At 71.5% G+C, this 25,370-nt stretch carries 20 protein-coding genes; 15 read left to right on the top strand and 5 right to left on the bottom strand.

The genetic code is table 11. The annotated features are described in order from the left end of the window. The first annotated feature begins 47 nt into the window (after window positions 1-47). From STVA_RS10125 to STVA_RS10085, 9 genes are all read left to right on the top strand, one after another. Entirely contained in the window at window positions 48-1,025 is a 978-nt protein-coding gene (locus STVA_RS10125; protein ID WP_123687845.1) for a glycosyltransferase, read from the top strand. After that, a complete protein-coding gene (locus STVA_RS10120; protein WP_123687844.1) occupies window positions 1,022-1,858 on the top strand; it encodes an FkbM family methyltransferase in 837 nt (278 codons plus the stop codon). The genes STVA_RS10125 and STVA_RS10120 overlap by 4 nt, the downstream gene beginning before the upstream one ends. Window positions 1,859-1,877: 19 nt before the next feature. Beyond that, the gene (locus STVA_RS10115) at window positions 1,878-2,924 is read left to right on the top strand and encodes a TIGR03032 family protein (RefSeq protein WP_123687843.1); all 1,047 of its coding nucleotides are present in this window, start codon (window positions 1,878-1,880) and stop codon (window positions 2,922-2,924) included. A 12-nt stretch (window positions 2,925-2,936) separates the two neighbouring features. Beyond that, window positions 2,937-5,270 carry a tetratricopeptide repeat protein gene (locus STVA_RS10110; protein ID WP_123687842.1) on the top strand — a complete coding sequence of 778 codons (2,334 nt, stop codon included), beginning with the start codon at window positions 2,937-2,939 and terminating at the stop codon, window positions 5,268-5,270. 125 nt (window positions 5,271-5,395) lie between these two features. After that, the gene (locus STVA_RS10105; RefSeq protein WP_142235724.1) at window positions 5,396-7,087 is read left to right on the top strand and encodes a calcium-binding protein; all 1,692 of its coding nucleotides are present in this window, start codon (window positions 5,396-5,398) and stop codon (window positions 7,085-7,087) included. 25 nt (window positions 7,088-7,112) lie between these two features. After that, window positions 7,113-7,400, top strand: coding sequence for a hypothetical protein (locus STVA_RS10100; RefSeq protein ID WP_142235723.1), 288 nt, complete (start codon window positions 7,113-7,115; stop codon window positions 7,398-7,400). A 180-nt stretch (window positions 7,401-7,580) separates the two neighbouring features. Beyond that, the gene (locus tag STVA_RS10095) at window positions 7,581-9,596 is read left to right on the top strand and encodes a hydantoinase/oxoprolinase family protein (protein WP_123687840.1); all 2,016 of its coding nucleotides are present in this window, start codon (window positions 7,581-7,583) and stop codon (window positions 9,594-9,596) included. Beyond that, window positions 9,593-11,248: a hydantoinase B/oxoprolinase family protein gene (locus STVA_RS10090; RefSeq protein WP_123687839.1), complete on the top strand. Its 1,656-nt coding sequence runs from the start codon at window positions 9,593-9,595 to the stop codon at window positions 11,246-11,248. Before STVA_RS10095 ends, STVA_RS10090 begins: the two co-directional genes overlap by 4 nt. A 17-nt stretch (window positions 11,249-11,265) precedes the next feature. Then, window positions 11,266-11,622 carry an ArsC family reductase gene (locus tag STVA_RS10085; protein ID WP_123687838.1) on the top strand — a complete coding sequence of 119 codons (357 nt, stop codon included), beginning with the start codon at window positions 11,266-11,268 and terminating at the stop codon, window positions 11,620-11,622. A gap of 5 nt (window positions 11,623-11,627) precedes the next feature. On the opposite strand, the gene STVA_RS10080 is transcribed toward STVA_RS10085, so the two are convergent. Together STVA_RS10080 and STVA_RS10075 are read right to left on the bottom strand one after the other, a co-directional pair. Then, window positions 11,628-14,594 carry a M10 family metallopeptidase gene (locus tag STVA_RS10080; protein ID WP_123687837.1) on the bottom strand — a complete coding sequence of 989 codons (2,967 nt, stop codon included), beginning with the start codon at window positions 14,592-14,594 and terminating at the stop codon, window positions 11,628-11,630. Window positions 14,595-14,669: 75 nt separating this feature from the next. Beyond that, window positions 14,670-15,335, bottom strand: coding sequence for an alpha/beta hydrolase family protein (locus STVA_RS10075; RefSeq protein ID WP_123687836.1), 666 nt, complete (start codon window positions 15,333-15,335; stop codon window positions 14,670-14,672). 115 nt (window positions 15,336-15,450) lie between these two features. Here STVA_RS10075 and STVA_RS10070 point away from each other — a divergent pair, with 115 nt between their 5' ends. The 6 genes from STVA_RS10070 to alkB all read left to right on the top strand — a co-directional run bounded on the left by STVA_RS10070 (window position 15,451) and on the right by alkB (window position 19,577). Then, a complete protein-coding gene (locus STVA_RS10070; RefSeq protein WP_170216269.1) occupies window positions 15,451-15,891 on the top strand; it encodes a YybH family protein in 441 nt (146 codons plus the stop codon). A gap of 28 nt (window positions 15,892-15,919) precedes the next feature. Continuing rightward, on the top strand, window positions 15,920-16,393 hold the full coding sequence (locus tag STVA_RS10065) for an SRPBCC family protein (RefSeq protein WP_123687835.1): 474 nt from the start codon (window positions 15,920-15,922) through the stop codon (window positions 16,391-16,393). Between the two features lie 74 nt (window positions 16,394-16,467). Beyond that, window positions 16,468-17,493, top strand: a complete 1,026-nt coding sequence (locus tag STVA_RS10060; RefSeq protein ID WP_123687834.1) for a S1C family serine protease — start codon at window positions 16,468-16,470, stop codon at window positions 17,491-17,493. 11 nt (window positions 17,494-17,504) lie between these two features. Continuing rightward, window positions 17,505-18,317, top strand: a complete 813-nt coding sequence (locus STVA_RS10055; protein ID WP_123687833.1) for a DUF72 domain-containing protein — start codon at window positions 17,505-17,507, stop codon at window positions 18,315-18,317. Between the two features lie 14 nt (window positions 18,318-18,331). Then, window positions 18,332-18,952, top strand: a complete 621-nt coding sequence (locus tag STVA_RS10050; RefSeq protein ID WP_123687832.1) for a hypothetical protein — start codon at window positions 18,332-18,334, stop codon at window positions 18,950-18,952. After that, window positions 18,945-19,577, top strand: a complete 633-nt coding sequence (gene alkB, locus STVA_RS10045) for a DNA oxidative demethylase AlkB (RefSeq protein ID WP_123687831.1) — start codon at window positions 18,945-18,947, stop codon at window positions 19,575-19,577. Before STVA_RS10050 ends, alkB begins: the two co-directional genes overlap by 8 nt. A 6-nt stretch (window positions 19,578-19,583) precedes the next feature. Here alkB and STVA_RS10040 read toward each other — a convergent pair whose 3' ends face one another. From STVA_RS10040 to STVA_RS28655, 3 genes are read right to left on the bottom strand one after another with little or no spacing between them, the layout of a single operon-like run. After that, the gene (locus STVA_RS10040) at window positions 19,584-22,973 is read right to left on the bottom strand and encodes an error-prone DNA polymerase (RefSeq protein WP_123687830.1); all 3,390 of its coding nucleotides are present in this window, start codon (window positions 22,971-22,973) and stop codon (window positions 19,584-19,586) included. Beyond that, on the bottom strand, window positions 22,973-24,502 hold the full coding sequence (locus STVA_RS10035; protein WP_476692420.1) for a Y-family DNA polymerase: 1,530 nt from the start codon (window positions 24,500-24,502) through the stop codon (window positions 22,973-22,975). Before STVA_RS10035 ends, STVA_RS10040 begins: the two co-directional genes overlap by 1 nt. Further along, window positions 24,432-25,307 (bottom strand): ImuA family protein, encoded by an 876-nt coding sequence (locus STVA_RS28655; RefSeq protein ID WP_142235722.1) that lies wholly within the window; start codon window positions 25,305-25,307, stop codon window positions 24,432-24,434. The genes STVA_RS10035 and STVA_RS28655 overlap by 71 nt, the downstream gene beginning before the upstream one ends. Window positions 25,308-25,370 lie beyond the last annotated feature (63 nt).

Raw genomic sequence — 25,370 nt, 5'->3', positions numbered from 1 at the left:
GCGGGAGTGCATGGCGGACGCTCCGCGGTCACTATAGAAGTCCGCCTGTGTCCGCTTCCGGCCTGCCCGCCATCTACTATGTCTGCACCCTGCCCGCCCGCGCGGGCGGCGAGGTGATCAACTTCCAGCATGTCGCCACCTTGCGCGCCATGGGGCTGCGGGCCTTCGCACTGCTCGACAGCGCTGCGCGCGTGGCCGTGCCCAGCCGTCCCTACGCCGTGCCGCTGGTGACCTGGGGGCCGCATCTGCAACTGCGTGCCGACGACTGGCTGGTCATTCCCGAAGTGGCGGGGATCGCCAATGTCCAGCAGCTACGCCAACTGCCCTGCCGGACGGTCGTGCACAACCAGAACCCCTACTACAGCTTCCGCGGCTTTCCCGACATGGCGGCGATGAACGCCCATGGCCTGGCCGGCGGCATCACCTACGGCCATGTCACCCTGGCGACGCTGCGGCGCTGGGGCTCGACCATCGACTGGCAAGTCGTGCGGCCGGCCGTCCTGCCGATCTTCCGCAGCGACCGGCCCAAGCGCCGGCAGATCGCCTACATGCCGCGCAAGCGCGCCGGCGAGGCCGAGATCGTGCGCCAGCTACTGCACGGCATCCACCCCGACCTGGCCGGCGTGCCCTGGGTCGAGATCAACGACATGAGCCGGCCGCAGGTGTCCGAACTCCTGGCCCAGTCGCTCGTCTTCGCCAGCCTGTCGCGGCTGGAAGGGCTGGGCCTGCCGCCGCTGGAGGCGATGGCGGCCGGCTGCCTCGTCTGCGGCTATGACGGCTTCGGCGGGCGCGAATTCGCCCGCCCCGACAACGGCTTCTGGGTGCCCGACGGCGATGTCGAAGCCTTCGCCGAGGCGATCGCGACCGCCCTCCGCCTGGATGCGCCTACGGCGGCGACCTATGTGGCAGCCGGGCGGGCCATGGCCGCGTCCTTCAGCCAGGAGCGATTCCACGACGAACTGGCTGCCGCCTGGCACCATCTGCTGGGAGACCGCTGGGCCGACTATCAGGTCGCCACGGCATGAGGATGGGGCACCTGGTCCAGGCGGACCTGGAGCTTGCCGATGGGTCCCGGCGGTTCTGGATGGATTCCTGCGGCGGCCGCGACCAGGTGGCGATGAGCCTGCTGCATGGCGGCTGGGCCGCCTACGAGGCGCCGCTGCCCGCACTGGTCGCCGCGTGGTGCCAGGGGCTGCATCCGACCTTCCTGGATGTCGGCGCCAATACCGGCTTCTACAGCCTGCTGGCCGCGGCGGCCGGCGCCCGCCAGGTGCATGCCTTCGAGCCGGTGGCGGAAATCCTCGACATCCTGCGCGCCAACCTTGCCTCCTCCGAGGCGGGGGGACAGGTCCTGGTCCACCCGCTGGCGCTGGGCGACCAGGACGGCGCGGTGCCCCTGTACCTGCCGCCATCCGGCCATGGGCTGGTGGAGACATCCGCCTCGATCAACCGCACGTTCCGGGCGACCCATTCCGATGTCCGCGAGGTCCGGCTCGCGCGCCTGGATGCGGTGCTGCCGCCGGCCGGCTGGGACGGTGGACCCGTGGTGCTGAAGCTCGATGTCGAGACGCACGAGCCGGCCGTCCTGGCCGGTGCGCGCGGCTGGCTCGACCGGGCGCGGCCGGCGATCGTCTGCGAGATCCTGCCGGGCACCGACCCGGCGGCCCTGCCGACCCTGCTGGCCGACAGCGGTTACCGCCACTTCGCCCTGGCGCCGGACGGCGACCCCCGGCGCCCGGTTCTGACGGCGACGCCCGCCATCCACGCCAACCCGCACCAGCGGGACCACGTCTTCCTTCCGGCCGAGGCCGCCGAATCCTGGCTGACGCAGCCGGGCATCGCCAGCCGCCCGGCCTGACCAGCATGGAGCACACGACATGACGGCCGAACCCCGCCTGGAGCTGGCCGGCACGCGCCTGTTCGCCCCCTGGCTCGCCCGCAGCGGCGCCAGCCTCGCCTTCACCACCTACCAGGCGGGTAAGGTCTTCCTGATCGGCACCCGGCCCGATGGCAGCATGTCGGTGTTCGAGCGCACCTTCCCGCGCTCGATGGGGCTGGGCGTCGAGGGGCGGACGCTGTGGCTGGCATCGCTCTACCAGCTCTGGCGGTTCGAGAACTTCATCGAGCCGAGCGAGCGGCAGGACGGCTACGACGCGCTCTATGTCCCCATCACCGGGCATACCACCGGCGACATCGACATCCACGACATCCATGCCGGCCCGGACGGACGGCCGATCTTCGCGGCCACGCTGTTCAACTGCCTGGCCACCCATGACGACCGGCACAGCTTCGTGCCCCTGTGGCGCCCGCCCTTCATCGACCGGCTGGCGGCCGAGGATCGTTGCCACCTGAACGGCCTGGCGATGGATGGCAAGCGGCCGGCCTTCGTCACCTGCGTCGGCACCGGCAACGTCGCCGAGAGCTGGCGCCAGCGCCGCCGCGACGGCGGGGTGGTCGTCGACGTGGCATCGGGCGAGATCGCCGCCGCGGGCCTGTCGATGCCGCACTCTCCCCGGCTCCACAACGGCAAGCTGTGGCTGATCCAGACCGGGACCGGCGAGTTCGGCCATGTCGACCTGGCGACCGGCCGCTTCCAGCCGGTCTGCTTCCTGCCGGGCTTCGCCCGCGGGCTGGCCTTCGCGGGCGACCACGCGGTCATCGGCGTGTCGCGCCCGCGCGAGAACCGCACCTTCGAAGGGCTGGTGCTGAACGAGCGGCTGGCGGCCGAGGGCATGGCGCCGCAATGCGTCATCGCCATCGTCAACCTGCGCACCGGCGACATCGAGCATCAGTTGATGATCGAGGGCGTGGTGCAGGAACTCTACGACGTGGCCGTCCTGCCCGGCATAACCTGCCCGAAGATGCTGGGTTTCCGCACCGACGAGATCCGCTTCGCCATCCGCCCCGCCCCGATGCCGGGCTGAGGACGCCAGGCGATGCGACGCCCCGAACGACCCGACCGATCGGGCGGCGGCCGGGTCCCGGCCTGGCAGAAGCTGGCGGGCGATGGCATGGCGCTGCGCAAGGCCGGCGACCGCGACGGTGCGATGGCCGCCTATCGCCAGGCGGCGGCCGTGCCGGGAGCGCCGGCGGCGGTGTTCTTCAACCTGGGCAACGCGCTCTTCGATGCCGGTCGCTGGGCCGATGCCGAGGCACAATTCGCCCGCGCGCGGCAGCTCGATCCGGGCCTGGGCGAGACCGCCCTGCAGCTCGCCCGCTGCGCTGCCCGGCAGGGCCGGCATGCCGAGGCGGTCGAGGGTTTCGCCAGCGCGCTTGCCGCCACGCCGGACAGCTTCACGGGCTGGCTGGAATCGGGCCACGCCCTGCGCCAGACGGGCCGGCTGGCCGACGCGGCCGCGCACTACGCCCGCGCCCAGGCCATCGCCCCGGCGCGCTGGGAGCCGCATCTGGCGGCGGCGCGGGTGCTGGAGGAATCCGACCGCGGCGACGAGGCCGCCCGCCACTATCACCGCGCCCTGCCGCTGGCCCCGGGCGGCGGCCGCGCCGTCCACTGGCACATGGCCCGGTATCGGCTGGAGCGCGGCGCCCTGCCGTCGGCGCTGGAGGCGATGCGCCAGGCGCTGCTGGCGCTGCCGGGCGAGCAGCCGGCACCCGGCCCGGACGAGCGCGCGCAGATGCAGATCGACCTGGCCGAGATCCTGCTGCGCCTGGGCCTGACCGGCGAGGCACACGTGGCTTGCGAGCAGGCATCCGCCGCGACCGAGGAAGCGACGCTGGTGCGCCTGGCCGACACCGCCTTCCGCCACAACCTGTGGCAGGAGGCCCAGCAGGTGCTGAAGCGCAACGTCGCCCTGCACCCCGACAGTGCGGCCGCGCACTGGAACCTGGCCCATGCGCTTGCGGAAAGCTGGCAGATGCAGGAGGCCCTGGTGGCACTGGAGCGGGCCGAGGCCCTGGCGCCGCAGGAGGGTGCGCGGACCATGCGCGCCTCGATCGCCGGACGCATGGGCGACGCCGATGCGGCACTGGCCATCTATCGCGAGATGGCGCAGTCGGAGGCGACGCCGTCGCACATGGCCTCCAGTGCCGCCATGAGCGCGCTCTACAGCGACACGCTCGATGCCGCCGCCGTCGCCGCCCTGCATCGCGGGCTTTTCGCGCCGCTCGGCCAGGGTGCCAGGGCGGCGGCCAGCTTCGGCAACGACCGCGACCCTGGGCGCCGCCTGCGGCTGGGGCTGGTCAGCGCGGACTTCCACCACCAGCACCCGGTCAACCTCTTCCTGCAGCCGGTGCTGGCACGCCTCGACCGCCAGGCATTCGCCACCACCCTCTACTTCACCGGCACCACCCATGACGAGCAGACCCGGCTGGCCCGCGGCCGGGTCGGCGGCTGGGTGGAATGCGCCACCCTGAGCGACCGGCAACTGGCCGGCCGCATCGAGGCCGACGGCATCGACCTGCTGCTCGACCTTTCCGGCCACACCATGCGCAACCGCATGGCCCTGTTCGCGCGCCGGGCGGCGCCAGTGCAGGCGACCTTCCTGGGCTATCCCGGCTCCACCGGCGTGCCCAACATCGACTGGATCATCGCCGACGGCGTGGTGGCGCCCGAAGACCACGCAGCCCTCTATAGCGAGCGGGTGATGCGGCTGCCGCACGCCGTCTTCTGTTTCGCGCCGGAGGCCGGCCACCCCTTCCCCGCCTTCGGCGAAGGCCATCTGCTGCGGCCGCTCACCTTCGGCTCGTTCAACAACGTGCCCAAGCTGACGCCGCGCACATTGCGCCTGTGGGCGGGCGTTCTGGCCGCGGTGCCGGGATCCCGCCTCGTCCTGAAGGCCCCGAGCTTCAAGGACCCTGGTGCCATCGACATCTTCCGCCAGCGCCTGACGGCGCTGGGCGTCGATCCGGGCCGGCTGGAGTTCCGCGGTCCGGTGGGCCTGGCCGACATGATGGCCGAATATGCCGACATCGACATCGCGCTAGACCCGGTGCCCTACAATGGCGGCACCACCACCATGCAGGCGCTGTGGATGGGGGCGCCGGTCGTGGCCTTGCGCGGCGCCGGCTTCGTGTCGCGCATGGGCGCCAGCTTCCTGACGGCCGCCGGCCTCGACGACTGGATCGCGCGCGACGACCGCCATTATGTGGAGATCGCCGCCGCTATGGCCCGAGACCGCCCGCGCCTGCTCGAACTGAAACGCGGCCTGCGCCAGCGCCTGCTGTCCCGCCCAGGCTGGGACATCGACCGCTATGTGCGCGACTTCGAGCGCGCGTTGCGGGCGATGTGGGAGGACCATTGCCGGCAATGAACGGAAGTCCTACGGCACAATATTAGCAATGTTCCACTTCGCCCGGGCACGATAGCCTGCGCGGCGATCTGCCGGTTCCAGCCGGTGCCAGCACCAGCGCCGGACGGCGCGCAGCGGGGGACGTCATGGCGAACGGCACGAACGGCGGCGATCTGCTGGCAGGCACCGACGGGAACGACACCATCGACGGCCTGGGCGGCGACGACCTGATCGACCTGCTGGCCGGGGCGGACCTCGCCTATGGCGGCGAAGGTGCCGACCTGGTGAATGGCGGGCCCGGTCCGGACAGCATCTTCGGCCAGGACGGCGACGATTTCCTGTTCGGCGGCACCAACCTGTCGAACGACGGCAGCGGCGACGACTGGATCTTGGGCGGTGATGGCAACGACCTGGCACTGGGCGGTGATGGCAACGATCTGGTCTATGGCGAGGGCGACGACGACGCCCTGAACGGCAACACCGGCATCGACGTCGTGTTCGGCGGCCCGGGCGCGGACTTCGTGCGCGGCGGACAGGACAACGACACCGTCTATGGCGACGACGGCGACGACTGGCACGTCAACGGCAACATCGGCGCCGATCTCGTCTATGGCGGCCAGGGCGCCGATACCCTCTTCGGTGGTCAGGGCCTCGACACGGTGTTCGGCGAGGTGGGCGACGACTGGATCGACGGGAACCTCGGCGACGACTGGCTGCATGGCGGCAACGGGGCCGACACGATCGAGGACGCCGGCGGTGGCGACGATGTCCTCTTCGGCGATGACGGCGACGACCTGCTGCTCGGCGGGGAAGGCAATGACGCGATCTTCGACGATGCCGTCACCATCGAGGGCGGCAGCTTCTTCTTCGATCCCAACGCGCGCGGTGCCGACACCCTGCTGGGCGAGGACGGCGACGATTTCCTGTTGAGCGGCGGTGGCCGCGACCTGCTTTCCGGCGGTGCCGGGAACGACTTCATCGGGGGCGGCCAGGGCACCGACCGGCTGGGCGACACGCTGTCCGGCGACGAGGGAAACGACGATATTTCCGGCGGGCTGGGCGACGACCTGCTCTATGGCGGCGGCGGCAACGACTTCATTCTCGATGCAGGCGGCGCCAACACCATCTGGGGCGATCTGGGTGCCGACTCCATCGCGGGCGGCAAGGGCGACGACGCCATCTTCGGCGGTGGCGGGGCCGACATCCTTTTGGAGATCTACACCGGCGCCGACACGATGTCGGGCGAAGATGGCAACGACTTCGTGGGCGGCGGCCAGGGCGACGACGTGCTGTCCGGCGGCGACGATGCCGACATCGTCCAGGGCGGTGCCGGCGACGACCATCTCGAAGGTGGCGACGGCCAGGACCAGCTATCGGGCGACCAAGGTGCGGACACCGCCTGGGGCGGCGATGACGGCGACTGGATCACCGGCGGTGCCGACAACGACTTCCTCCTGGGCGAGGAAGGCGCGGACACGATTGCCGGCGACGATGGCAACGATTTCCTGCTGGGTGGCGCCGGCGACGACAGCGTCGTCGGTGGCGATGGCGCCGACACCATCGGCTTCGTCACCACTGACCAAGCAGGCGACGACACGCTGTCCGGCGGTGCCGGCAACGACCTGATCTTCGACGAGCAGGGCGACAACCTCGTGTATGGCGACGGGGGTGACGACTTCGTCGGGACCGGCACGGGCGACGACCTTCTGGCGGGGGGCCAGGGCAAGGACGTGCTCTTCGGCGGCGAAGGCAGCGATACCATCGCGGGCGATGCGGATGCCGATACCATCGGCGGAGGGGGCGGCGACCGGCTCGATGGCGGCGGGGCGACGACCTGATGATCGGCGGGCCGGCCATGACACGATGACCGGCGGCGGCGGCCGGGACCGGTACCTGCTGGTATCCGGCGACGGGTTCGACCACATCGTCGATTTCGACTTCCAGAACGATGTCCTGCTGACGGAAAGCGCCATTAACGGCACCTTGCTGGTGACGGCCGCCCAGGTGCTGGCCATGGCCGTCGAGATCGGCGGCAACACGGTCATCAATCTCGGTGGCAGCAACGCGATCACGCTGGAGGGCACGCCGCTGGCGAACCTGACTGTCGCCAACTTCATGGTCGTGACCGAACTGGACAACCTGGTCATCTGAACGGGCCATCCGACGGCGGCGATGCCCGTGCGTTGAAAAAAGTTTCAATCGACGCGGTCGCGGGTCTAACCTTCCGCTTGGCGCCGGGGCAGGTTGAGCCCGGCGCATTTCCGGCAGATCAGGGATCACGGGGCGCCAGGGCATAGGCGCGCGCCGCCCCTCGCGATGGAGACGAGCAGGATGTATCGAGTTGGCGTCGAGATCGGCGGCACCTTCACCGATCTCGTGGCGTTCGGCCCGGACGGGGTGTCTATCCGCAAGGTGCCGAGCGTGCCGGCGCGGCCCGACGAGGGGGCGTTCGCGGCCTTGGCCGCATCCGGGCTGGCGCTGGACGGAATCGGCGAGTTCGTCCACGGCTCGACGGTCGCCACCAACGCCGTGCTGGAGCGCAAGGGCGGGCGACTGGCCTTCATCGTCACCGAGGGCTTCCGCGACATCCTGCTGCTGCAGCGCCACGACCGCACCCGCATCTTCGACCTGTTCTACAAGAAGCCCGAGCCGCTGGCAGCCCGCGCCGATACCTTCACCGTGGCCGAGCGCATCACCGGCGATGGCCAGGTGCTGGCGCCGCTCGACCTCGCCGCCGTCGGCCCGGCCTTGAAGGCGCAACTGTCCGGCGGCTATGACGCGGTCGCCATCTGCCTGCTGAACGGCTTCCTCAACCCCGCGCACGAGCAGGCGCTGGCGGCCTGGATTGCAGCCGAGCTGCCCGAGTTGCGCGTCACCTGCTCGCACCGGGTGACGGGCGAGTTCCGCGAGTACGAGCGGGCGACGGCGACCACCATGTCGGCCTTCGTGCAGCCGGTCGTGGACGGCTATCTCGGCCGCATCGAGGACGGGCTGACGGCGGCCGGCTTCACCGGGCGCTGCACCATGATGCAGTCGAACGGCGGCCGCGTGCCGTTCCGTGCCATCCGCGACAACCCGATCACCGCCCTGCTGTCCGGCCCGGCCGCCGGCGTCACCGGGGCGGTGAAGCAGGCCGGCCTGTCCGGCTTCAAGGACATCATCACGCTCGACATCGGCGGCACCAGCGCCGACGTCGCGCTGGTGCGCGACGGCAAGCCCGACTGGGCGCGCGAGACCAAGATCGACGGGCTGCCGATCCGCATGCCGATGGTCGACATCGTCACCATCGGCGCGGGCGGCGGCAGCATCGTCTGGGCCGACGATGGCGGCATGCTGCGCGTCGGGCCGGAGAGTGCGGGTGCCGCCCCCGGCCCTGCCTGCTACGGCAAGGGCGGCACGCGGCCGACCTTGACCGATGCCCACGTGCTGTGCGGGCGCCTGCCCGCGGCAGCGCGCCTGGCCGGCCATCTCAGCCTGGATGCGGCCGCCGCGGCGGCCGCCTTCGCGCCGATCGCGGCTGGCTTCGGCCGCGACCCGATCGGGCTGGCCGAGGATGCGTCGCGCCTGGCCGACGGCAACATCGTGGCCGCCATCCGCCTCGTCTCGACCGAGCGCGGGCGCGACCCGCGGGAATTCGCGCTGGTGCCCTACGGCGGCGCCGGCCCGCTGCACGCCGCCCGCGTCGCCGACGCGCTGGGCGTGTCGACGGTCGTGGTGCCGCCCGACCCGGGCGTCATCTCGGCCTATGGATTGCTGGTCGCCGACCAGATGCTGGACGAAACCCGCACCCGCCGGACGCCGCTCGACGACAAGGCGCCCGATGCGGTGCGCGAGACCTTCGCCGGGCTGCATGCGCGACTGACCGAGCGGGCGGCCGAGCTGGGCCTGGAGGGCACGCCTGATTTCGAGTTCTCGCTCGACATGCGCTATGTCGGACAGGCCTACGAGATCGACGTGGCGGTCGACCCCGCCACCATCGACCGGCTCGACACGGCCACCATCGCCAGCGGCTTCGCGGCGGCCCACAAGCGGATCTACGAACATGGCGCGGTGAAGGGCAAGGCGGTCGAGATCGTCTCCTACCGCGCCCGCCTGCGCCTGCCGCAGGGCGACGTGCCGGCGCTGCGGCTGTCCGACCGGACGGTCGAGCCGGCCGAGGCGATCCAGGTGTTCGAGGGCGACCGCTGGGTCGACGCCACCCGCGTTGGGCGCCCGGCGCTGGCATCGGGCGCGGCACTGGCGGGCCCCGCCGTCGTCACCGACACCACCGCCACCACCTATGTCCCGCCGGGCTGGACGGCCACGACCGATGCCCACGACAACCTGATCCTGAGGAGGTCCGCATGAGCCCCGCTTCCGGCATTTCCCCGCTCGACCAGGCGGTCATCGGCCAGGCCCTGCTGGCATCGGCCCGCGAGATGGGCGCCAAGCTCTATCGCTCGGCCTATTCGACCATCGTGCGCGAGGCCAAGGACGCCTCGACCGGCATCCTCGACGCGACGGGCCAGGCGGTCGCCCAGTCCGACGAGCTGATCCCGGTGCTGGTCGGCTCGCTGTCGCTGACCTTCGCCGGCTGCGCCGCGCGCTACCCGATCGAGACCTTGCAGGAAGACGACTTCTACATCTCCAACCACCCCTATCATGGTGGCCAGCACCTGCAGGACGTCTTCATCTTCATGCCGGTCTTCTGGGAGGGCGAGCTGGTCGCCTTCTCGGCCGCGGTCGCCCACCATCTCGATATCGGCGGCGGCGCGCCCGGCCTGAACGTCATGGCGACGGACGTCTACCAGGAGGGGCTGATCATCCCGCCGTCGAAGTACAACCTGCACCGCGACTGGACCGGCGGGCCGTTCGAGCAGCTCGTCGCCTCCAACATCCGCGTGCCGGACCAGACCATCGGCGACTTCAACGCCCAGTTCGCCGCCTGCCGCGTCGGCATCGCACGCATCCACGAGCTGTGCGCGCGCCATGGCGGGGCGACCGTGAAGGCCGCCATGGCCGGCATGATCGACTATTGCGAGCGGCGGGTGCGGGCCGCCATCGCCGCCTTGCCGGATGGCGAATATACCGGCGAGGACGCCGTCGACGATGACGGCATCGGCGATACGCCGCTGGTCGTGCGCGCCACCGTGCGCATCAAGGGCGACCAGATGGAGGTCGACTACACCGGCACCTGCGACCAGGTGGCGACGGCCCTCAACGCCCCCTTCGCGTCCACCATCTCGTCGACGCTGGGCTGCCTGAAGGGCGTGCTGACCGGCCCCGACGTGCCCTTCAACGAGGGCGTGTTGCGCGCGGTCAAGATTACCGCCCCGCTAGGCTCGCTGCTGAACCCGCGCTTCCCCGCCCCCGTCCGGGCGCGCATGGAGGCGATCTACCGCGCCTATGACGCCGTGGTGAAGGCGCTGGGCCAGGCCGTGCCGGACCGGGTGATCGCCCCCGGCTTCGATTCGACCGTCGCCACCTGCCTCTCCTTCCTCGACCAGGGGCGCTACCGCGTCTACCTGGAGATCCACAATGGCGGCTATGGCGCGTCGTCCCACGGCGATGGCTGCGACGCGGTGGCGGGGCCGCTGTCCAACTGCACCAACGTGCCGGTCGAATCGCTCGACATGGATTTCGACTTCTTCCGCATCGAGCACTACTCGCTGCGGCCCGGCACCGGCGGGGCCGGCGTCCATCGCGGCGGCAACGGCTCGGAGCGGTCCTACCGGATGCTGAAGGATGGGGTGCGCTTCTCGATCTATGCCGACCGCTTCCGCATCGCCCCCGGCGGCCTGGCCGGCGGCAATGCCGGCACGACCGGAAGCTGCACGGTCTATCGCGGGAACGAGGTCTTCCCGCTGAAGTCCAAGGACAATTTCCCGCTGAAGGCCGGCGACCTGCTGGTCCTCCAGACCGGCGGCGGCGGCGGCTGGGGCGACCCCGGCCAGCGCGACGCCGGGGGTGCGGCGCGCGACCGTCGCCACGCTCTGACCGAACTGATGGCGGCAGAATAGCGGGAGGGGCGGAAACGATGGCCGCGACCGTCACGATCTACGGCATCAAGAACTGCGACACGATGAAGAAGGCGCGCGCCTGGCTGGAAGGCCGGGGCGTCGCCTACGACTTCCACGACTACAAGGTATCGGGCGCCGACCCGGCCCTGCTGCAAGGCTGGGCCGGCACGGTCGGCTGGGAGACCCTGCTGAACCGCGCCGGCACCACCTTCCGCAAGCTGCCCGACGCCGACCGGGCCGGCATCGACGAGGCCAAGGCCATCGCCCTGATGACGGCCCAGCCCTCGATGATCAAGCGCCCGGTCCTCGACCTCGGCGGTGGCCGGCTGCTGGTTGGCTTCAAGCCCGAGGCGTACGAGAGGGCGTTCGCGTAGGCCCTCTACGCGAACAGGTCCACGTCCCCCGCCTGCAGGCCGGTGAAGCCGGCCAGCAGGATGCTGCCGCCGCCCAGCTTCGACAGGTCGATGGTCGTGTCGATGCCGTTGTCGCTGACGAACGCTTTCAGCTCCTCGAACTGGTCCAGCGCCGCACCGTAGCCCGAGATTGCCAGCCGGTCGCCCTCGCCGGGGTCGAAGTCGGCGACGACGTCGTGGCCGAACTTGCCGGAGAAGTCGAAGCGGTCGCGGCCGTCGTCGCCCGTCAGCAAGTCGTCGCCGGCGCCACCTGCCAGCACGTCGCTGCCGGTGCCGCCGATCAGCGTGTCGTTGCCCGCGAAGCCGGCCAGGAAGTCGTGGCCCGCCAGGCCGGACAGCACGTTCGCATCGGCGTTGCCGACGAGGGCATTGGCCAACTCGTTGCCGGTGCCGTCGATGTCGGGCGTGGCCGAGGCCAGCAGGACCAGGTTCTCCACGTTTGCGGCCAGCGTGTGGGTGATCGTGCTGAACACGCCGTCCGTGCCCCGCCCGGCGCCCTCCACGACGCTGTCGCCGGCGGCGTCGACGTAGAAGATGTCGTCGCCCATGCCGCCCAGCATCTCGTCCACACCTGCACCGCCATTCAGGACGTCGTTGCCGGCGCCGCCTTGCAGCAGGTCATTGCCGCTGCCGCCCAGGACCTGGTCGTCGCCCCCCTCGCCCATCAGGGAATCTGCGCCGGCACCGCCTTCGATCGTGTCGTTGCCTTCTCCGCCCATGGCCGTGTCGGACCCGGCCTCGCCATAAAGCGCATCCTGGCCGGCATCGCCGTACAGCAGGTCGTTGCCGCCGCGGCCATAGAGGATGTCGTCGCCATTGCCGCCGGACAGGCTGTCGGCGAAACCGAAGCCGGGCAGCGCCAGGGCAGGCCCGTCCTGGATGACGTTGTCGGTGCCGCCGTCGAGGATGTCGTTGCCTTCGCCGCCGAAGATCATGTCGGCGCCGGTGCCGCCGTCGATGAAATCGTTGCCGCCCATTCCGACGAGGAAGTCGTCGTGGCCCAGCCCGTCGATGACGTTGCTGCCGTCGTTGCCGACGACCCAGTTGGCAAGTCCATTGCCGGTGCCGGCGATATGGTTGGTGGCGCCGCCGGTCAGGGCCAGGTTCTCGACATGGGCGCCCAGCGTGTAGCCAACCGCGCTGAACACCCCGTCGATGCCCTGGTCGGCATGCTCGATCACTGTGTCAGCCTTGGTGTCGACGACATAGATGTCGTGGCCACCCTCGCCCGCCATGCTGTCCGCGCCCGTGCCGCCGTCGAGCCAGTCGGCGCCGTTGCCGCCCGCCAGCGCGTCGTTGCCGGCGTCGCCATGGAGCAGATCGTCGCCGCCCCGGCCATAGAGCGTGTCCTGCCCCTTGCCGCCATGGAGCCAGTCGGCAGTGCCGGCCGATCCGATCGCCTGGCGCTGCTCGGCCAGGACATCGCCGATGCCGCGGTCGAGCGCCGGGGCGACGAGGGTGCCGCGCGCGCCGCCGCTGGCGGTCGCCATAGCCGCCTCGACGACCACGACGCCGTCGTCGGCGCCGCCGTCGAGGATGTCGTTGCCTTCCGCGCCCAGCAGCGTGTCCGCGCCGGTGCCACCGTCGACGCTGTCGTTGCCGGCGGCGGCATTGACGAAGTCGGCACCGCCACGCCCCTCCAGCACGTTGGCGTCGCCGTTGCCGATGATCTGATTGGCCAGAGCGTTGCCGTAGCCATCGATGTCGGCGGTCTTGGACTGGGCGAGCTGGAGGTTCTCGAAGTTGGCGCCCAGGCTGTGCGTGACAGTGGAGATCACCGTGTCAACGCCTTCACCGGCGGCCTCGTGCAGTTCGTCCTGGATGGAATCGACCAGAAAGGTGTCGTCGCCGGTATCGCCGATCATCGTGTCGCGGCCGCTGCCGCCGTTCAGCGTGTCGTTCCCAGCGCCGCCATCGAGCAGGTCGTCGCCGCCCAGGCCGGAGATCGAGTCCCATCCCTCGCGCCCGGCGATCTCGTTGTCGGCGTCGTTGCCGGTGATGGTGTCGTTGTCCGTACCGCCTTCGGCGAACTCGATGGTGACGCCGTTGGCGATGGTGAAGCCCCCGGCCACGCCCTCGACGCGGGACAGGTAGCCGCCGGCATGCTCGCCGGTCAGCGGTGCGGCGCGCAGATCGATGGTGGCCGCGCCGGCACCGGCATGGCGGATCATGTCGGTCCCGCCGGTGTCCCAGATCGCCCGCCAGTAGGTACCGTCGCCATTAACGGTCGGCAGCGTGTAGGTGCTGTTGCCGGCCGCCGTCGTCGTGTTGACGCCGTAGATCTGCTGGAGGGCGGCGATGTCGAGCGCCATGGGCGTCCCGGCATAGCCCCATCCCAGGTCCGAGGACGCCGGCACCGGCGCCCAGAACTGCGAATGATCGAGATACGACATGACGGTGTAGATGCCGTTGTTCTGCCCGTCGTCGCCGGTATGGCCGGCGTGCTCGACGCCGGGAAACGGCTGTTCGTTCAGGCCGCCGGAATCGTGCGGGTGGCCCAGGCCCAGCCCGTGGCCGAGTTCGTGCAGCAGCGTGTGATAGGCATAGCCGCCAACCTCGAGGTGCCAGGGCGTCCAGCGCCCCCAGTCGAACGGGAACTGGCCGACCGCCTGGTCGTCGTCGGGATCGGGATAGCCGAAGCGGGCCGTCGCGCCGATCTCCTCCATCGAGTTCATGCGCAGCACGAAGTTGGCATCGCTTGCGCCCTCGATCTCCTCGAACTGGAGGTCGACATAGTCCTCGAACGTCGAGAGCGCGTTGCGGACCGCGTCCTTGGCCGCATCCAGCCAGACATCTTCTGGTAGCGCGCCATCGTCGAAGTAGAAGGTGACCGGATGATCGTCCGACCATTTGTAGCCGGTGATCAGGGTGTCCAGAAAGTCGTTGCCGGTCGGATCGACGGCATCCGCCATCCCCGCTGCCATGTTCGCCATCTTGGCCTCCCTTGAATTGAACCGACCCGTTCCCCTCCGTCGCAGGGGGTGGGGGGCCGGTTCATCTCGGGGCGGTCAGGTCATCCAGGCAGCGGCCTCGTCCAGGATCTGGGCCAGCACATCTGCGTCCTTGCGGCCGGTGCGGGCGGGGACGTGGAAGGCGTGGTCGGCCTCGGCCGCCAGATGCAGCCTCGCCCGCGGCCCCAGCCCGTCGACCACCGGGCGCAACAGGTCGAGCGTGGCCAGCGCGTCGCGCGTGCCTTGCAGAAAGAGCATCGGCACGGCGACGTCGGCCAGGTGGCGGGCGCGCTCGTCGCCCGGCTTGCCGGCCGGGTGCAGCGGGAAGGCGAAGAAGACGAGGCCCCGCACCCCCGGCAACGGCCGGATCGCCTGGGCCTGCGAAGTCATCCGCCCGCCGAAGGACCGGCCGCCCGCGAACAGCTTCCGTTCCGGCGCACGGCGCGCCGCCTCGGCGACGGCCGCCCGCACCGCCGCATGGGCGACGGCCGGCTGGTCGGGCCGGTTGGAGCCGCGCTGCATGTAGGGAAACTGGAACCGCAGCGTGGCGATGCCGCGCTGGGCCAGGCCGTCGGCGGTGGCCGCCATCGCCCGGTGGGTCATGCCTGCCCCCGCGCCATGGGCCAGCACCAGGCAGGCACGGGCGTCGGGTGGCACCTGCCACAGGCCGTCGACGGGATCGGCCCCGTCGATGGGGATGGAGATGGGTTCGGTTGCGATCATGGCCGCCAACCTATCCGCCCGGCGCGCGGCGGCGGAGAAAATTTCCGGCAGGATGTCGGCCGGGCCCGCGCCGGCACGTCCTCGGGGCATGACCGCACCCAACAGGAGAGTTTCCATGGCCACCGACCGGGACGACATCCGACAGGCAGTGGACAAGCTGGCCCAGGCAATCCGCCGCAAGGACGCGGCGGCCGTGATGGCGCTGCACGCGGCCGAGCCGGTGATCTACGACCTGGCACCGCCACTGGCGAACAGCAGGACTGCCGCCCGCGACCCGTCGAGGCTGGAGGCCTGGTTCGCCACCTGGCGGGGCGACATCGCGTACGAGCAGCGCGACCTGGTGATCCACCAGGACGGCGATCTGGCCGTCTGCCACGGTTTCCTGCGCATCGGCGGCACCAAGGTCGACGGTGACGGCACGGCCACGTCCGTGTGGACCCGCCAGACCCTGGCGCTCCGCCGAGAGGCGGGCGCCTGGCGGATCTTCCATGTCCACGAATCCGTGCCCTTCCACATGGATGGCAGCCTGCGCGCCGCCGTCGAACTGCAGCCCTGACCGCCCCCTCGCACCAAGGAGAACGACGATGACCGAGACCAAGCTCGACCTGTCGCTGACCCGGCTGATCGATGCCTCTCCCGAGCTGTGCTTCCGCGCCTGGACGCAGCATCTGCCGGAATGGTGGGGGCCGCACGGCATGACGACGCCGGTCTGCGAGATGGATCTGCGGGCGGGCGGCGTGATGCGCACCGTCATGCGCGCGCCGGACGGGTCGGAATATCCCCACCAAGGCGTCTTCCTGGAAGTGACGGCGCCGCGCCGGATCGTCATGACCGATGCGTTCGGCGCCGGCTGGCGGCCCGCCGGCAAGCCCTTCATGGTCGGCGTCTCCACCTTCGAGCCGGAAGGCAACGGCACCCGCTATACCGCCGGCGCCATGCATTGGAACGAAGAGGACATCAAGGCGCACGAGGCGATGGGCTTCCACGACGGCTGGGGCCAGAGCGCCGATCGCTTCGAGGCCGTGATCGCGCGCCTGAAGGCCGAGGGCGGGCGGTAGGGCCAGGAGGCTGGGGATGGCGGCGGGCCTGGCGCGACCCCAGATAGGCGGTCACACATTCCGGAACCCGCAAGATGTTCGATACCAGGCTCGCCTACATCCTCGACCATGAACAGGCGGCCGGCGACGCCGCCCCAGCATCACCGTCCGGCACCGACGACGGCCGTCTGCTCGATGCCTATTCCAACGCCGTCATCGACGTGGTCGACCGGGTCGGCCCGGCGGTAGTGCGCGTCGCCACCCCGCCGGACCAGGCGACCCAGCGCCGCGGCGGCACGGGCTCGGGCGTCGTCGTCTCGCCGGACGGACTGGTCCTGACCAACAGCCACGTCGTCCAGGGTGCCCGTCTCGTCCGCCTGGCCGTGCCCGATGGCCGCGAAGTGGAGGCGGTCGTGCTGGGCGACGACCCGCATACCGACCTGGCCGTCCTGCGCGTCACCCACGACGCGACGCTGGCCGCGGCCCGGCTGGGCGATTCCAAGGCGCTGCGGCGCGGCCAGCTCGTGGTTGCCATCGGCAACCCGCTCGGCTTCGAATCGACCGTCACCTCGGGCGTGGTGTCGGCACTCGGCCGCAGCCTGCGGTCGGGCACCGGGCGGCTCATCGACGACGTGATCCAGACCGACGCCGCCCTCAACCCCGGCAATTCCGGGGGTCCGCTGGTGTCGAGCCGGGGTGAGGTCATCGGCATCAACACCGCCGTCATCGCGGGCGCCCAGGGCATCTGCTTTGCCGTGTCGAGCAACATGGCGAGCTTCGTGCTGACGCAGATCCTGCAGCATGGGCGGGTACGCCGTGCCTTCATCGGCATCGGCGCCCAGACCCTGCCGGTACCCCGTCGGCTGGCGCGCGCGGTCGGCATCGACAACAGCCTGGCCGCCATCGTCACCAGCATTGACGCGGACGGGCCGGCAGCGCGTGCGGGCCTGGCGGAACGCGATATCATCGTGGCGATGGCCGGCCATGCGGTGACGGGCGCCGACGACCTGATCCGGCTGCTGGATGGCGAGCGCATCGGCCGCAGCACCCAGGTGACGGTCGTCAGCGGCGGCCGGCTGCGGCAGGTGGACGTGGTGCCGATCGAACGCGAGCGGGGATAGGAGGCAGGGCGATGGCCAAGGCGGCGAAGAAGACCGGGCGGATCCGCGTGGGTGTCGGCGGCTGGACCTACGAGCCGTGGCGCGGGCCGTTCTACCCCGAGGGGCTGGCCCAAAAGCGCGAGCTGGAGCATGCCAGCCGCCAACTGACCTCGATCGAGGTAAACGGCACCTTCTACGGCTCGCAGAAGCCGGCCAGCTTCGCGCGCTGGCACGCCGAGACGCCGGACGACTTCGTCTTCGCGCTGAAGGGCCCGCGCTTCACCACCAACCGCCGCGTCCTGGCCGAGGCCGGGCAGTCGGTCGAGCGGTTCTTCGCCAGCGGCGTGCTGGAGCTGAAGGACAAGCTGGGGCCGATCAACTGGCAGCTAGCACCCACCAAGCAGTTCGACGCCGACGACTTCGCAGCCTTCCTGAAGCTCCTGCCGGACAGCGTCGAGGGCCGCGCCATCCGCCATGCGGTGGAGGTGCGCCACCCCAGCTTCCAGGTGCCTGAGGCGGTCGAGATCGCACGCGCCCACAAGGTCGCCATCATCGTCGCGGGCGACGCCGACTATCCCCAGATCGCCGACCCGACGGCACCCTTCGTCTATGCCCGCATCATGGGCACGACCGAGGGGCCGGCGGCGGGCTATGCCCCGGCGGCCCTCGACCTCTGGGCCGAACGGGCGCGGGCCTGGGCCAAAGGCGAGGTGCCCGATGGTCTGCACTTGGTCGGGCCACCCGCCAAGGACCAGGGGCCGCGCGACGTGTTCCTCTATGTCATCAGCGGCCACAAGGTGGCCAACCCGGCCGCCGCCATGGCGATCCTCCAGCGGCTCGGCTGACCGGGCCCGCGCCGATGCCGCTGCAGAACCGCGTCCTGCCGGACGGCGAGATCGTCGCCATCCCCGAGCGCGGGCTCTTCACCGGCAACCGCGGCATCATCCACGATCCCGAGCGGCGGGCCTTGCTGCCGCGCCGCTGGACCTCGCGGCGCTGGATCGTCTGCCTCTGCGCGTTCAAGGGCGTGCGGCGCCCCGTGATGGGGCGGCAGAGCTGGACCGAGCTGTTCTTCCTGGACGAGGCGACCGCGTTCTCGGCCGGCCACCGCCCCTGCTTCTATTGCCGCCGCCCGGAGGCCCGTGCGTTCCAGGCGGCATGGGCGCTGGCCCATGGCGGACCGCCGCCCGGCGCCGACGCGATGGATTTGGCCCTGCATGCCGAGCGCCTGGACGGGCGCGCCAAGCGCCGCCACCCCCTGCCCGGCCCGCCGGCCGGGCTGCCGGACGGCACGATGGTCGCGGCCGGCGATGCCGCCTTCCTCCTGCGCGGCGGCCGGGCCTGGCGGTGGGCGGCCGCCGGCTATCAACCCGCCTCCACCTTGCCGGGCGGGCTGGTCCTTCTCACCCCGCCGTCGATCGTCCGCACGATGGCCGCCGGATATCGCCCCGTGCTGCATCCGAGCCTGGCCGATGCATGACCTCTTCGCCGAGCCGCAGGAGGCGCTGGCCGCCGGCGCCACGGTGCTGCGCGGCCATGCCCTGCCCGTCGCCGAAGCCCTGCTGGCCGGCGTCGAGCAGGTCGCAGCGGCAGCACCCTTCCGGCACATGGTGACGCCGGGCGGCTTCACCATGTCGGTCGCCATGACCAATTGCGGCCCGGCCGGCTGGGTATCGGACCGGCGCGGCTACCGCTACGACGCCATCGACCCCGATGGCGGGCGGCCCTGGCCGGCGATGCCCGGAGCCTTCCGCGCGCTGGCCACCGATGCCGCCCAGGCCGCCGGCTATCCCGGCTTCGTGCCCGACGCCTGCCTCGTCAACCGCTATCGCCCCGGCGACCGGCTGACGCTGCACCAGGACCGCAACGAACGCGACTATGGCCACCCCATCGTCTCGGTCTCGCTCGGCCTGCCCGCCACCTTCCTCTTCGGCGGCGACCGCCGCACCGACCGGCCCCGCCGCATCCCGCTGCACCATGGCGACGTCGTCGTCTGGGGCGGCCCGTCGCGCCTGGCCTTCCACGGCGTGGCGCCGATGAAGGACGGCACCCATCCGGCCACCGGCGCCATCCGCATCAACCTGACCTTCCGCGTGGCGCGGTAGCGGCCATCAATGGAAATCCCGCGACTTCGGCAGGATGCGGACATTCCGGGGGTGCCCGCCGCGGGGGTATTGGGGGTGGAGGAATTCGTCGGCGGGCGACAAGGTGATCCTGGGTGCGTGGCTTTCGGACAGGCGGGCCAGTTCGGCGGTGCGGTCGAAGACGCGCTCGGCCATCAGGTGGACGACGCCCTCCGGGCTCTTCTGCACCTTGCCCTCGACGACCAGCAGGCGGCCGCCCATCACCTCCTTTCGGAAGCGCTCGAAGTCGCGGTCCCAGAGGACGATGTTGGTGACGCCGGTCTCGTCCTCCATGGTGATGAAGATGGCCTTGCCGTTGCCCGGCCGCTGGCGCACCAGGACGACGCCGGCCGTGCGCAGCCGGACCCCGTCCCGCCCGCCGCTGGTCTCGGCACAGGTTGCGACCCCCTCGGCCTGGAAGACCGGGCGCAGCATCGCCATCGGGTGGCCCTTCAGCGACAGGCGCAGGGTCTGGTAGTCGGCCACGATATGCTCGGCCAGCGCCATCTCCGGCAGGGCGGCGTCGGCCTCGTCCCCCAGTTCCCGCGCGTCGGCGGCGGCGAACAGCGGCAGCGGCGCGTCGTCCGGCAGGCGGCGCACCGCCCATAGGGCCTGGCGCCGGTCGAGACCCAGCGAGCGGAAGGCGTCGGCATCGGCCAGCCGGCGCAATGCCCCGCCATGCAGGCCGCCGCGGCGGACCAGCGCCTCGACGCCGGCATAGCCGGCACCGCGCCCGGCCACCATTTTCAGCAGGTCCTTCTCGTGCAGCCCGTCGACCTGGCGGAAGCCGATGCGCAGGGCGAGGCTGCCATCGGCCACGGTCTCCAGCGTGTTGTCCCAGTCGCTGCGGTTGATGTCGACGGGCCGGACCTCGACCCCATGCTCCTGGGCGTCGCGGACGATCTGGGCCGGGGCGTAGAAGCCCATCGGCTGGGCGTTCAGCAGGGCGCAGGCAAAGACCGCCGGGTACCGGCACTTGATCCAGGACGAGACGTAGACGAGCTTGGCGAAGGAGGCGGCATGGCTCTCCGGGAAGCCATAGCTGCCGAAACCCTTGATCTGCTCGAAGCAGCGCCGGGCGAAGTCCGGCGCATAGCCGCGCTCGATCATGCGGTCGACCATCATGGTCTCGAACTCGCCGATGGTGCCCAGGTTGCGGAAGGTCGCCATGGCGCGGCGCAGGCCGTTGGCCTCCGCATCGGTGAAGCGGGCCGCCACCATGGCCAGCTTCATCGCCTGCTCCTGGAACAGCGGCACGCCCAGGGTCTTCTGCAGCACGTTGCGCAACTCGTCCGGGTCGTGCGGCGGTGCGGGCGAGGGAAATTCCACCTTCTCCACCCCGTTGCGCCGCCGCAGGTAGGGGTGGACCATGTCGCCCTGGATCGGCCCGGGGCGGACGATCGCCACCTGGATGACGAGGTCGTAAAATTCCCGCGGCTTCAGGCGCGGCAGCATGTTCATCTGCGCCCGGCTTTCGACCTGGAAGACGCCCAGGGAATCGCCTCGGCACAGCATGTCGTAGACGACGGGGTCCTCCTTGGGCACCTCGGCCAGGCCGATGTCGATGCCGGCATGGCGGCGCAGCAAGTCGAACGCCTTGCGGATGCAGGTCAGCATGCCGAGTGCCAGGATATCGACCTTCATCAGGCCCAGCGTGTCGATGTCGTCCTTGTCCCACTCGATGAAGGTGCGGTCGGCCATCGCCGCGTTGCCGATCGGCACGATCTCGTCCAGGCGGCCGCGGGTCAGCACGAAGCCGCCGACATGCTGCGACAGGTGGCGGGGGAAACCCAGCAGGCGGATGGCCATGGACACGGCCCGCCGGATGGTCGGGTTGGCGGGGTCGAGCCCGGCCTCGCGCACCTGGGCGTCGGGGATGTCGGTGCCCCAACTGCCCCACTGCATGCCGGCGATGCGCGCGGTCACGTCCTCGGTCAGGCCGAGCGCGCGGCCGACCTCGCGGATGGCGCTGCGCGGGCGATAGCGGATGACGGTGGCGGCGATCCCCGCCCGCTCCCGGCCATAGCGCGCGTAGATGTGCTGGATCACCTCCTCGCGCCGCTCATGCTCGAAATCGACGTCGATGTCGGGCGGCTCGCGCCGCTCGGCCGAGATGAAGCGGGCGAAGAGCACGTCGTTCTGCTCGGGATCGACAGCGGTGATGCCCAGTACGAAGCAGACCGCCGAATTGGCGGCTGACCCCCGCCCCTGGCAGAGGATCCCCTTGCCCTCCGCGAAGCGGACGATGTCGTAGATGGTCAGGAAATAGCGAGCGTATTCGAGCTGCGCGATCAGGGCCAGCTCGCCCTGGATCAGCGCCTGCACCTTGTCGGGCACGCCCGCCGGATAGCGCATCCGGGCGCAGCGCCGGGTCAGTTCCTCGAGCCAGGCCTGCGCCGTCCAGCCGGGGGGCACCGGCTCGTCGGGATATTCATAGGTCAGCTCGCCCAGCGAAAAGCCGATGCGATCGAAGAAGTGGATCGTCTCGGCCACCGCCTCGGGTGCATCGCGGAACAGGCGCACCATCTCGGCCGGCGGCTTCAGGTGGCGTTCGGCATTCACCTCCAGCCGGCGGCCGGCAGCGGTCACGCTGGTGCCCTCCCGAATGCAGCTCAGCACGTCCTGCAGGTCGCGCTGGTCGGGCGTGGCATAGAGCACGTCGCCCGTCGCCAGCAGCGGCAGCCGCCGGGCGGCGGCCAGCCGGCGCAGACGGGCCAGCCGGCGATGGTCGTCGCCCCGCCGGTGCATGCTGGCCGCCAGCCACAGGGCGCCCGGGGTAACCTCGTCCAGCCGTTCCAGCAAGGCCGGCAGCGGCTCCAGCCGGCGGCCGGGCATGACGACCAGCAGCAGCCCGTCGGTGACGGCCGTCAGGTCGTCGAGGGCCAGGATGCATTCGCCCTTGCGCCCCCGCCCGTTGCCGCGCGTCAGCAGGCGGCAGAGCCGGCCCCAGCCCGCGCGGTTCTCGGGATAGGCCACGATGTCGGGCGTGCCGTCGGCAAAGACCAGGCGGGCGCCGACCGCCAGCCGGAAACCCAGCGCGCGCTGGCGCAGCAGGGCCGCCGCAGCCGGGGCCAACCCCTCCGGCTCGGCATTGGTCGCCCCCGCCTCGGCGGTCGGCGGCGGCATCCAGTCATATTCGCCGGGCGACGAGCCGTTGCGCACCTTCTCGGGCGGGACGGCGCCCTCGCGGCGCAGTTCCTCCAGGGCGCCATGGGCGCGCACCACGCCCGCCACGCTGTTGCGGTCGGCGATGCCGATGCCCGCATGATCCAGCGCCAGGGCCGTCGCCACCAGGTCCTGCGGGTGCGAGGCGCCGCGCAGGAACGAGAAGTTGCTGGCCGCCACCGGCTCGGCATAGCGGATGTCGGGCGGCGGCATCAGGCGAAGAGCCCGTGCAGGAACCAGCGCGGCCGCTCGCCCGTGCCGGCATATAGCCCCTCGCGGAAGACCCAGAAGCGGCGGCCCTCGGCATCCTCGACGCGGTAATAGTCGCGCGTCGGCGCGTCCATGCCGTCGCGCCACCATTCCGGGGCGATGCGCTCCGGCCCTTCGGCCCGGGCGACCTGGTGCAGCACGCGGCGCCAGCGAAAACGCACCGGCGGGCCGTCCGGCACCTCGGCCATGGTCTCGATCGGCTGCGGCGGGTCGAAGAGCTGGAGCGGCCGGGTCGGTGGCTCGTCGGGCTCGGCCGGGCGCCAGGCGACCGCCAGCCCGGGTGGCGGGCCGCCCACGGCGGGCACGAGCCCCGCCTCGCGGTCGGGATGGTGGGTGTCGCGGGCGACGAAGCGCAGGACCCGGTCGCGGCCGAGACGGGTGGCCAGGCGGTCGACCAGGTCGGCCACCGCCTCCCGCTCGACCGCGCGCCCGTCCAGGTCGGGGGCGGCCGGCGCCAACGGCTCGGCCACCGGCACCCCCAGGCGGATGACGTCGAAGCCGAAGCCGGGATCGAGCGGGTCGGCAAGCCCGTCCAGCCGTTCGTGGAAGAGGCGCAGGACGGCCGCCCGGTCGCGCGAAGGCCGCCCCGTCTCCACCACCAGGCGCCGGACCGCCCCGTCGGTGCGAAAGAAGCTCGCCTCGAAGACGCGCCCGCCCGCCCCCCGCTCCTCCAGCAGGCGCGCCACTTCCACCAGCAGGATCTCCAGCACCCCGGCAATGCCATCGGCCTGCATCAGCGGCTCGGGGAAATGGCGCTCGACCATGCAGGCAGGCGGCGGCCGCACCGGCGTGATGCGGCCGTCCTCGCGTCCCAGCACGCGGTCGATCCGGCGCACCAGCCCCGCGCCGAAGCGCGCGGCCAGCGCCGCCGCCGGCCGGTCGGCCAGGTCGCCCAGCAGCTTCAGCCCCGCGCGCGACAGGGCGACGGCCGCATCCGCCTCCAGGCGCAGGGCCGCGATCGGCAGGCGGCGGCCGGCGCCCTCGTCGCGGCCCGGGGGGACGATGGTGGCGCGGCCGAACTGCGCCTGGGCGCGCGCGGCCTCCGGCGTGCCGGCGATGCTGGCGCGCAGGGCAAGACCCAGGCCCGCCAGCCGGCCGCAGACCGCGACCCGCAGGGCGGCCTCGCCGCCGAACAGATGGGCGCAGCCGGTGATGTCGAGCAGCAGCCCGTCCCCACCATCGAGCGCCACCAGCGGCGTCCAGCGGCTGCACAGTGCTGCCAGGCGGTCGAGCAGGCGGGCATCGGCCGCCGGGTCGGCATCGGCCACCGCCAGGTCGGGGATGCGGGCGCGGGCATCGGCCAGGGTCAGGCCGGGGGCCAGGCCCAGGCCCAGTGCCGCCCGGTCCACCGCCACCAGGCGCAGGGCGCTGCCCACGGTCTGCACCAGGGCCAGCGGCCGGTCATCCCGCGCGGCGGAGGCGCCCTGCCTTTCCCGCCGCAGCCGGTCGGTCGAGAAGAAGGGGAACCACAGGGCGAGGTAGCGGCGCGGGTCTGTCGCGCCGGGCGTCTGGTGCGGTGCCATCCTCGAAGCATCCTTGGTCGCGATTCCACTCCACCCGCCATTCCCCTTCGGCCACGCCGCCGCGATGGCGCAGCAGCCGGATGGCGAAGGCCGGCCGGCCGGGGGCATTGGCCCATTCCGCCGCATCGCCCTCGCCCGCATGGGACGGCAGCGGCAGCACCGCCCAGCGCGTCGCCGCCGCACTGGGCGCGGGGGTGGCCGCCGCGCGCAGCAGCACCGTCAGCACGCCGGAGCCGGCGGCCGCCAGCGACAGGCGGCGGGTAGCCGTCAGGTCGAGCAGCCGGGGCTCGCCCCAGGGCTGGATCAGGACGGCCGCCAGGGCCGGGCAGCGCGCGCCCTCGGCCGCGGCGCGCAGGACGGCCGCCCCGTCGCGGGCCCGCACCAGCAGGATGCGGCCGGGATCGAGGCCCAGTTCGGCCAGCCCCGGCGGATGCACGCCCCCGCCTCGACCTCGGCGAAGTCCTGCCGCACCCACAGGATCGGCCGCCCCCTCCCCTTTCCCGGTCAGGGTCCCGGCTGCCGGCGCACCCGACCGCAAGGCAATGGCCAGGGCAAAGCCGGTGGCGGCGGCGACGTCGGCGGTGCGCTCGGCGAACACCTCGTGCAGGGCCGCCCGCGGAATGCCGCCGCCGAGCCAGGCATCGACCGACGCCGCGCCCAGCGCCACCAGCCCGTTGCCGCCGATGGCGGGCGGCCTGGTCCAGCCGGCCAGGCTGCGGCGCAGCGCTTCCGGGAGAGTGGGTCTTGCAACCATCCTATGTTCCTGATTTGTTCTTATCAGAAACGACCGAACGGGGGTCGGAGTCAATAGGGGCGG

The organism is Stella humosa, assembly GCF_006738645.1.
GTDB classification, from domain to species: Bacteria; Pseudomonadota; Alphaproteobacteria; order ATCC43930; family Allostellaceae; genus Allostella; species Allostella humosa.
This window is presented reverse-complemented; position numbering and strand designations above follow the sequence as displayed.

Excerpts from the sequence above, each read along its gene's own strand:
- STVA_RS10120 (WP_123687844.1), top strand. The coding sequence starts at position 1,022 with ATGAGGATGGGGCACCTGGTCCAGGCGGACCTGGAGCTTGCCGATGGG.
- STVA_RS10115 (WP_123687843.1), top strand. The coding sequence starts at position 1,878 with ATGACGGCCGAACCCCGCCTGGAGCTGGCCGGCACGCGCCTGTTCGCC.
- STVA_RS10110 (WP_123687842.1), top strand. The coding sequence starts at position 2,937 with ATGCGACGCCCCGAACGACCCGACCGATCGGGCGGCGGCCGGGTCCCG.
- STVA_RS10105 (WP_142235724.1), top strand. The coding sequence starts at position 5,396 with ATGGCGAACGGCACGAACGGCGGCGATCTGCTGGCAGGCACCGACGGG.
- STVA_RS10100 (WP_142235723.1), top strand. The coding sequence starts at position 7,113 with ATGACCGGCGGCGGCGGCCGGGACCGGTACCTGCTGGTATCCGGCGAC.
- STVA_RS10095 (WP_123687840.1), top strand. The coding sequence starts at position 7,581 with ATGTATCGAGTTGGCGTCGAGATCGGCGGCACCTTCACCGATCTCGTG.
- STVA_RS10090 (WP_123687839.1), top strand. The coding sequence starts at position 9,593 with ATGAGCCCCGCTTCCGGCATTTCCCCGCTCGACCAGGCGGTCATCGGC.
- STVA_RS10085 (WP_123687838.1), top strand. The coding sequence starts at position 11,266 with ATGGCCGCGACCGTCACGATCTACGGCATCAAGAACTGCGACACGATG.
- STVA_RS10080 (WP_123687837.1), bottom strand. The coding sequence starts at position 14,594 with ATGGCGAACATGGCAGCGGGGATGGCGGATGCCGTCGATCCGACCGGC.
- STVA_RS10075 (WP_123687836.1), bottom strand. The coding sequence starts at position 15,335 with ATGATCGCAACCGAACCCATCTCCATCCCCATCGACGGGGCCGATCCC.
- STVA_RS10070 (WP_170216269.1), top strand. The coding sequence starts at position 15,451 with ATGGCCACCGACCGGGACGACATCCGACAGGCAGTGGACAAGCTGGCC.
- STVA_RS10065 (WP_123687835.1), top strand. The coding sequence starts at position 15,920 with ATGACCGAGACCAAGCTCGACCTGTCGCTGACCCGGCTGATCGATGCC.
- STVA_RS10060 (WP_123687834.1), top strand. The coding sequence starts at position 16,468 with ATGTTCGATACCAGGCTCGCCTACATCCTCGACCATGAACAGGCGGCC.
- STVA_RS10055 (WP_123687833.1), top strand. The coding sequence starts at position 17,505 with ATGGCCAAGGCGGCGAAGAAGACCGGGCGGATCCGCGTGGGTGTCGGC.
- STVA_RS10050 (WP_123687832.1), top strand. The coding sequence starts at position 18,332 with ATGCCGCTGCAGAACCGCGTCCTGCCGGACGGCGAGATCGTCGCCATC.
- alkB (WP_123687831.1), top strand. The coding sequence starts at position 18,945 with ATGCATGACCTCTTCGCCGAGCCGCAGGAGGCGCTGGCCGCCGGCGCC.
- STVA_RS10040 (WP_123687830.1), bottom strand. The coding sequence starts at position 22,973 with ATGCCGCCGCCCGACATCCGCTATGCCGAGCCGGTGGCGGCCAGCAAC.
- STVA_RS28655 (WP_142235722.1), bottom strand. The coding sequence starts at position 25,307 with ATGGTTGCAAGACCCACTCTCCCGGAAGCGCTGCGCCGCAGCCTGGCC.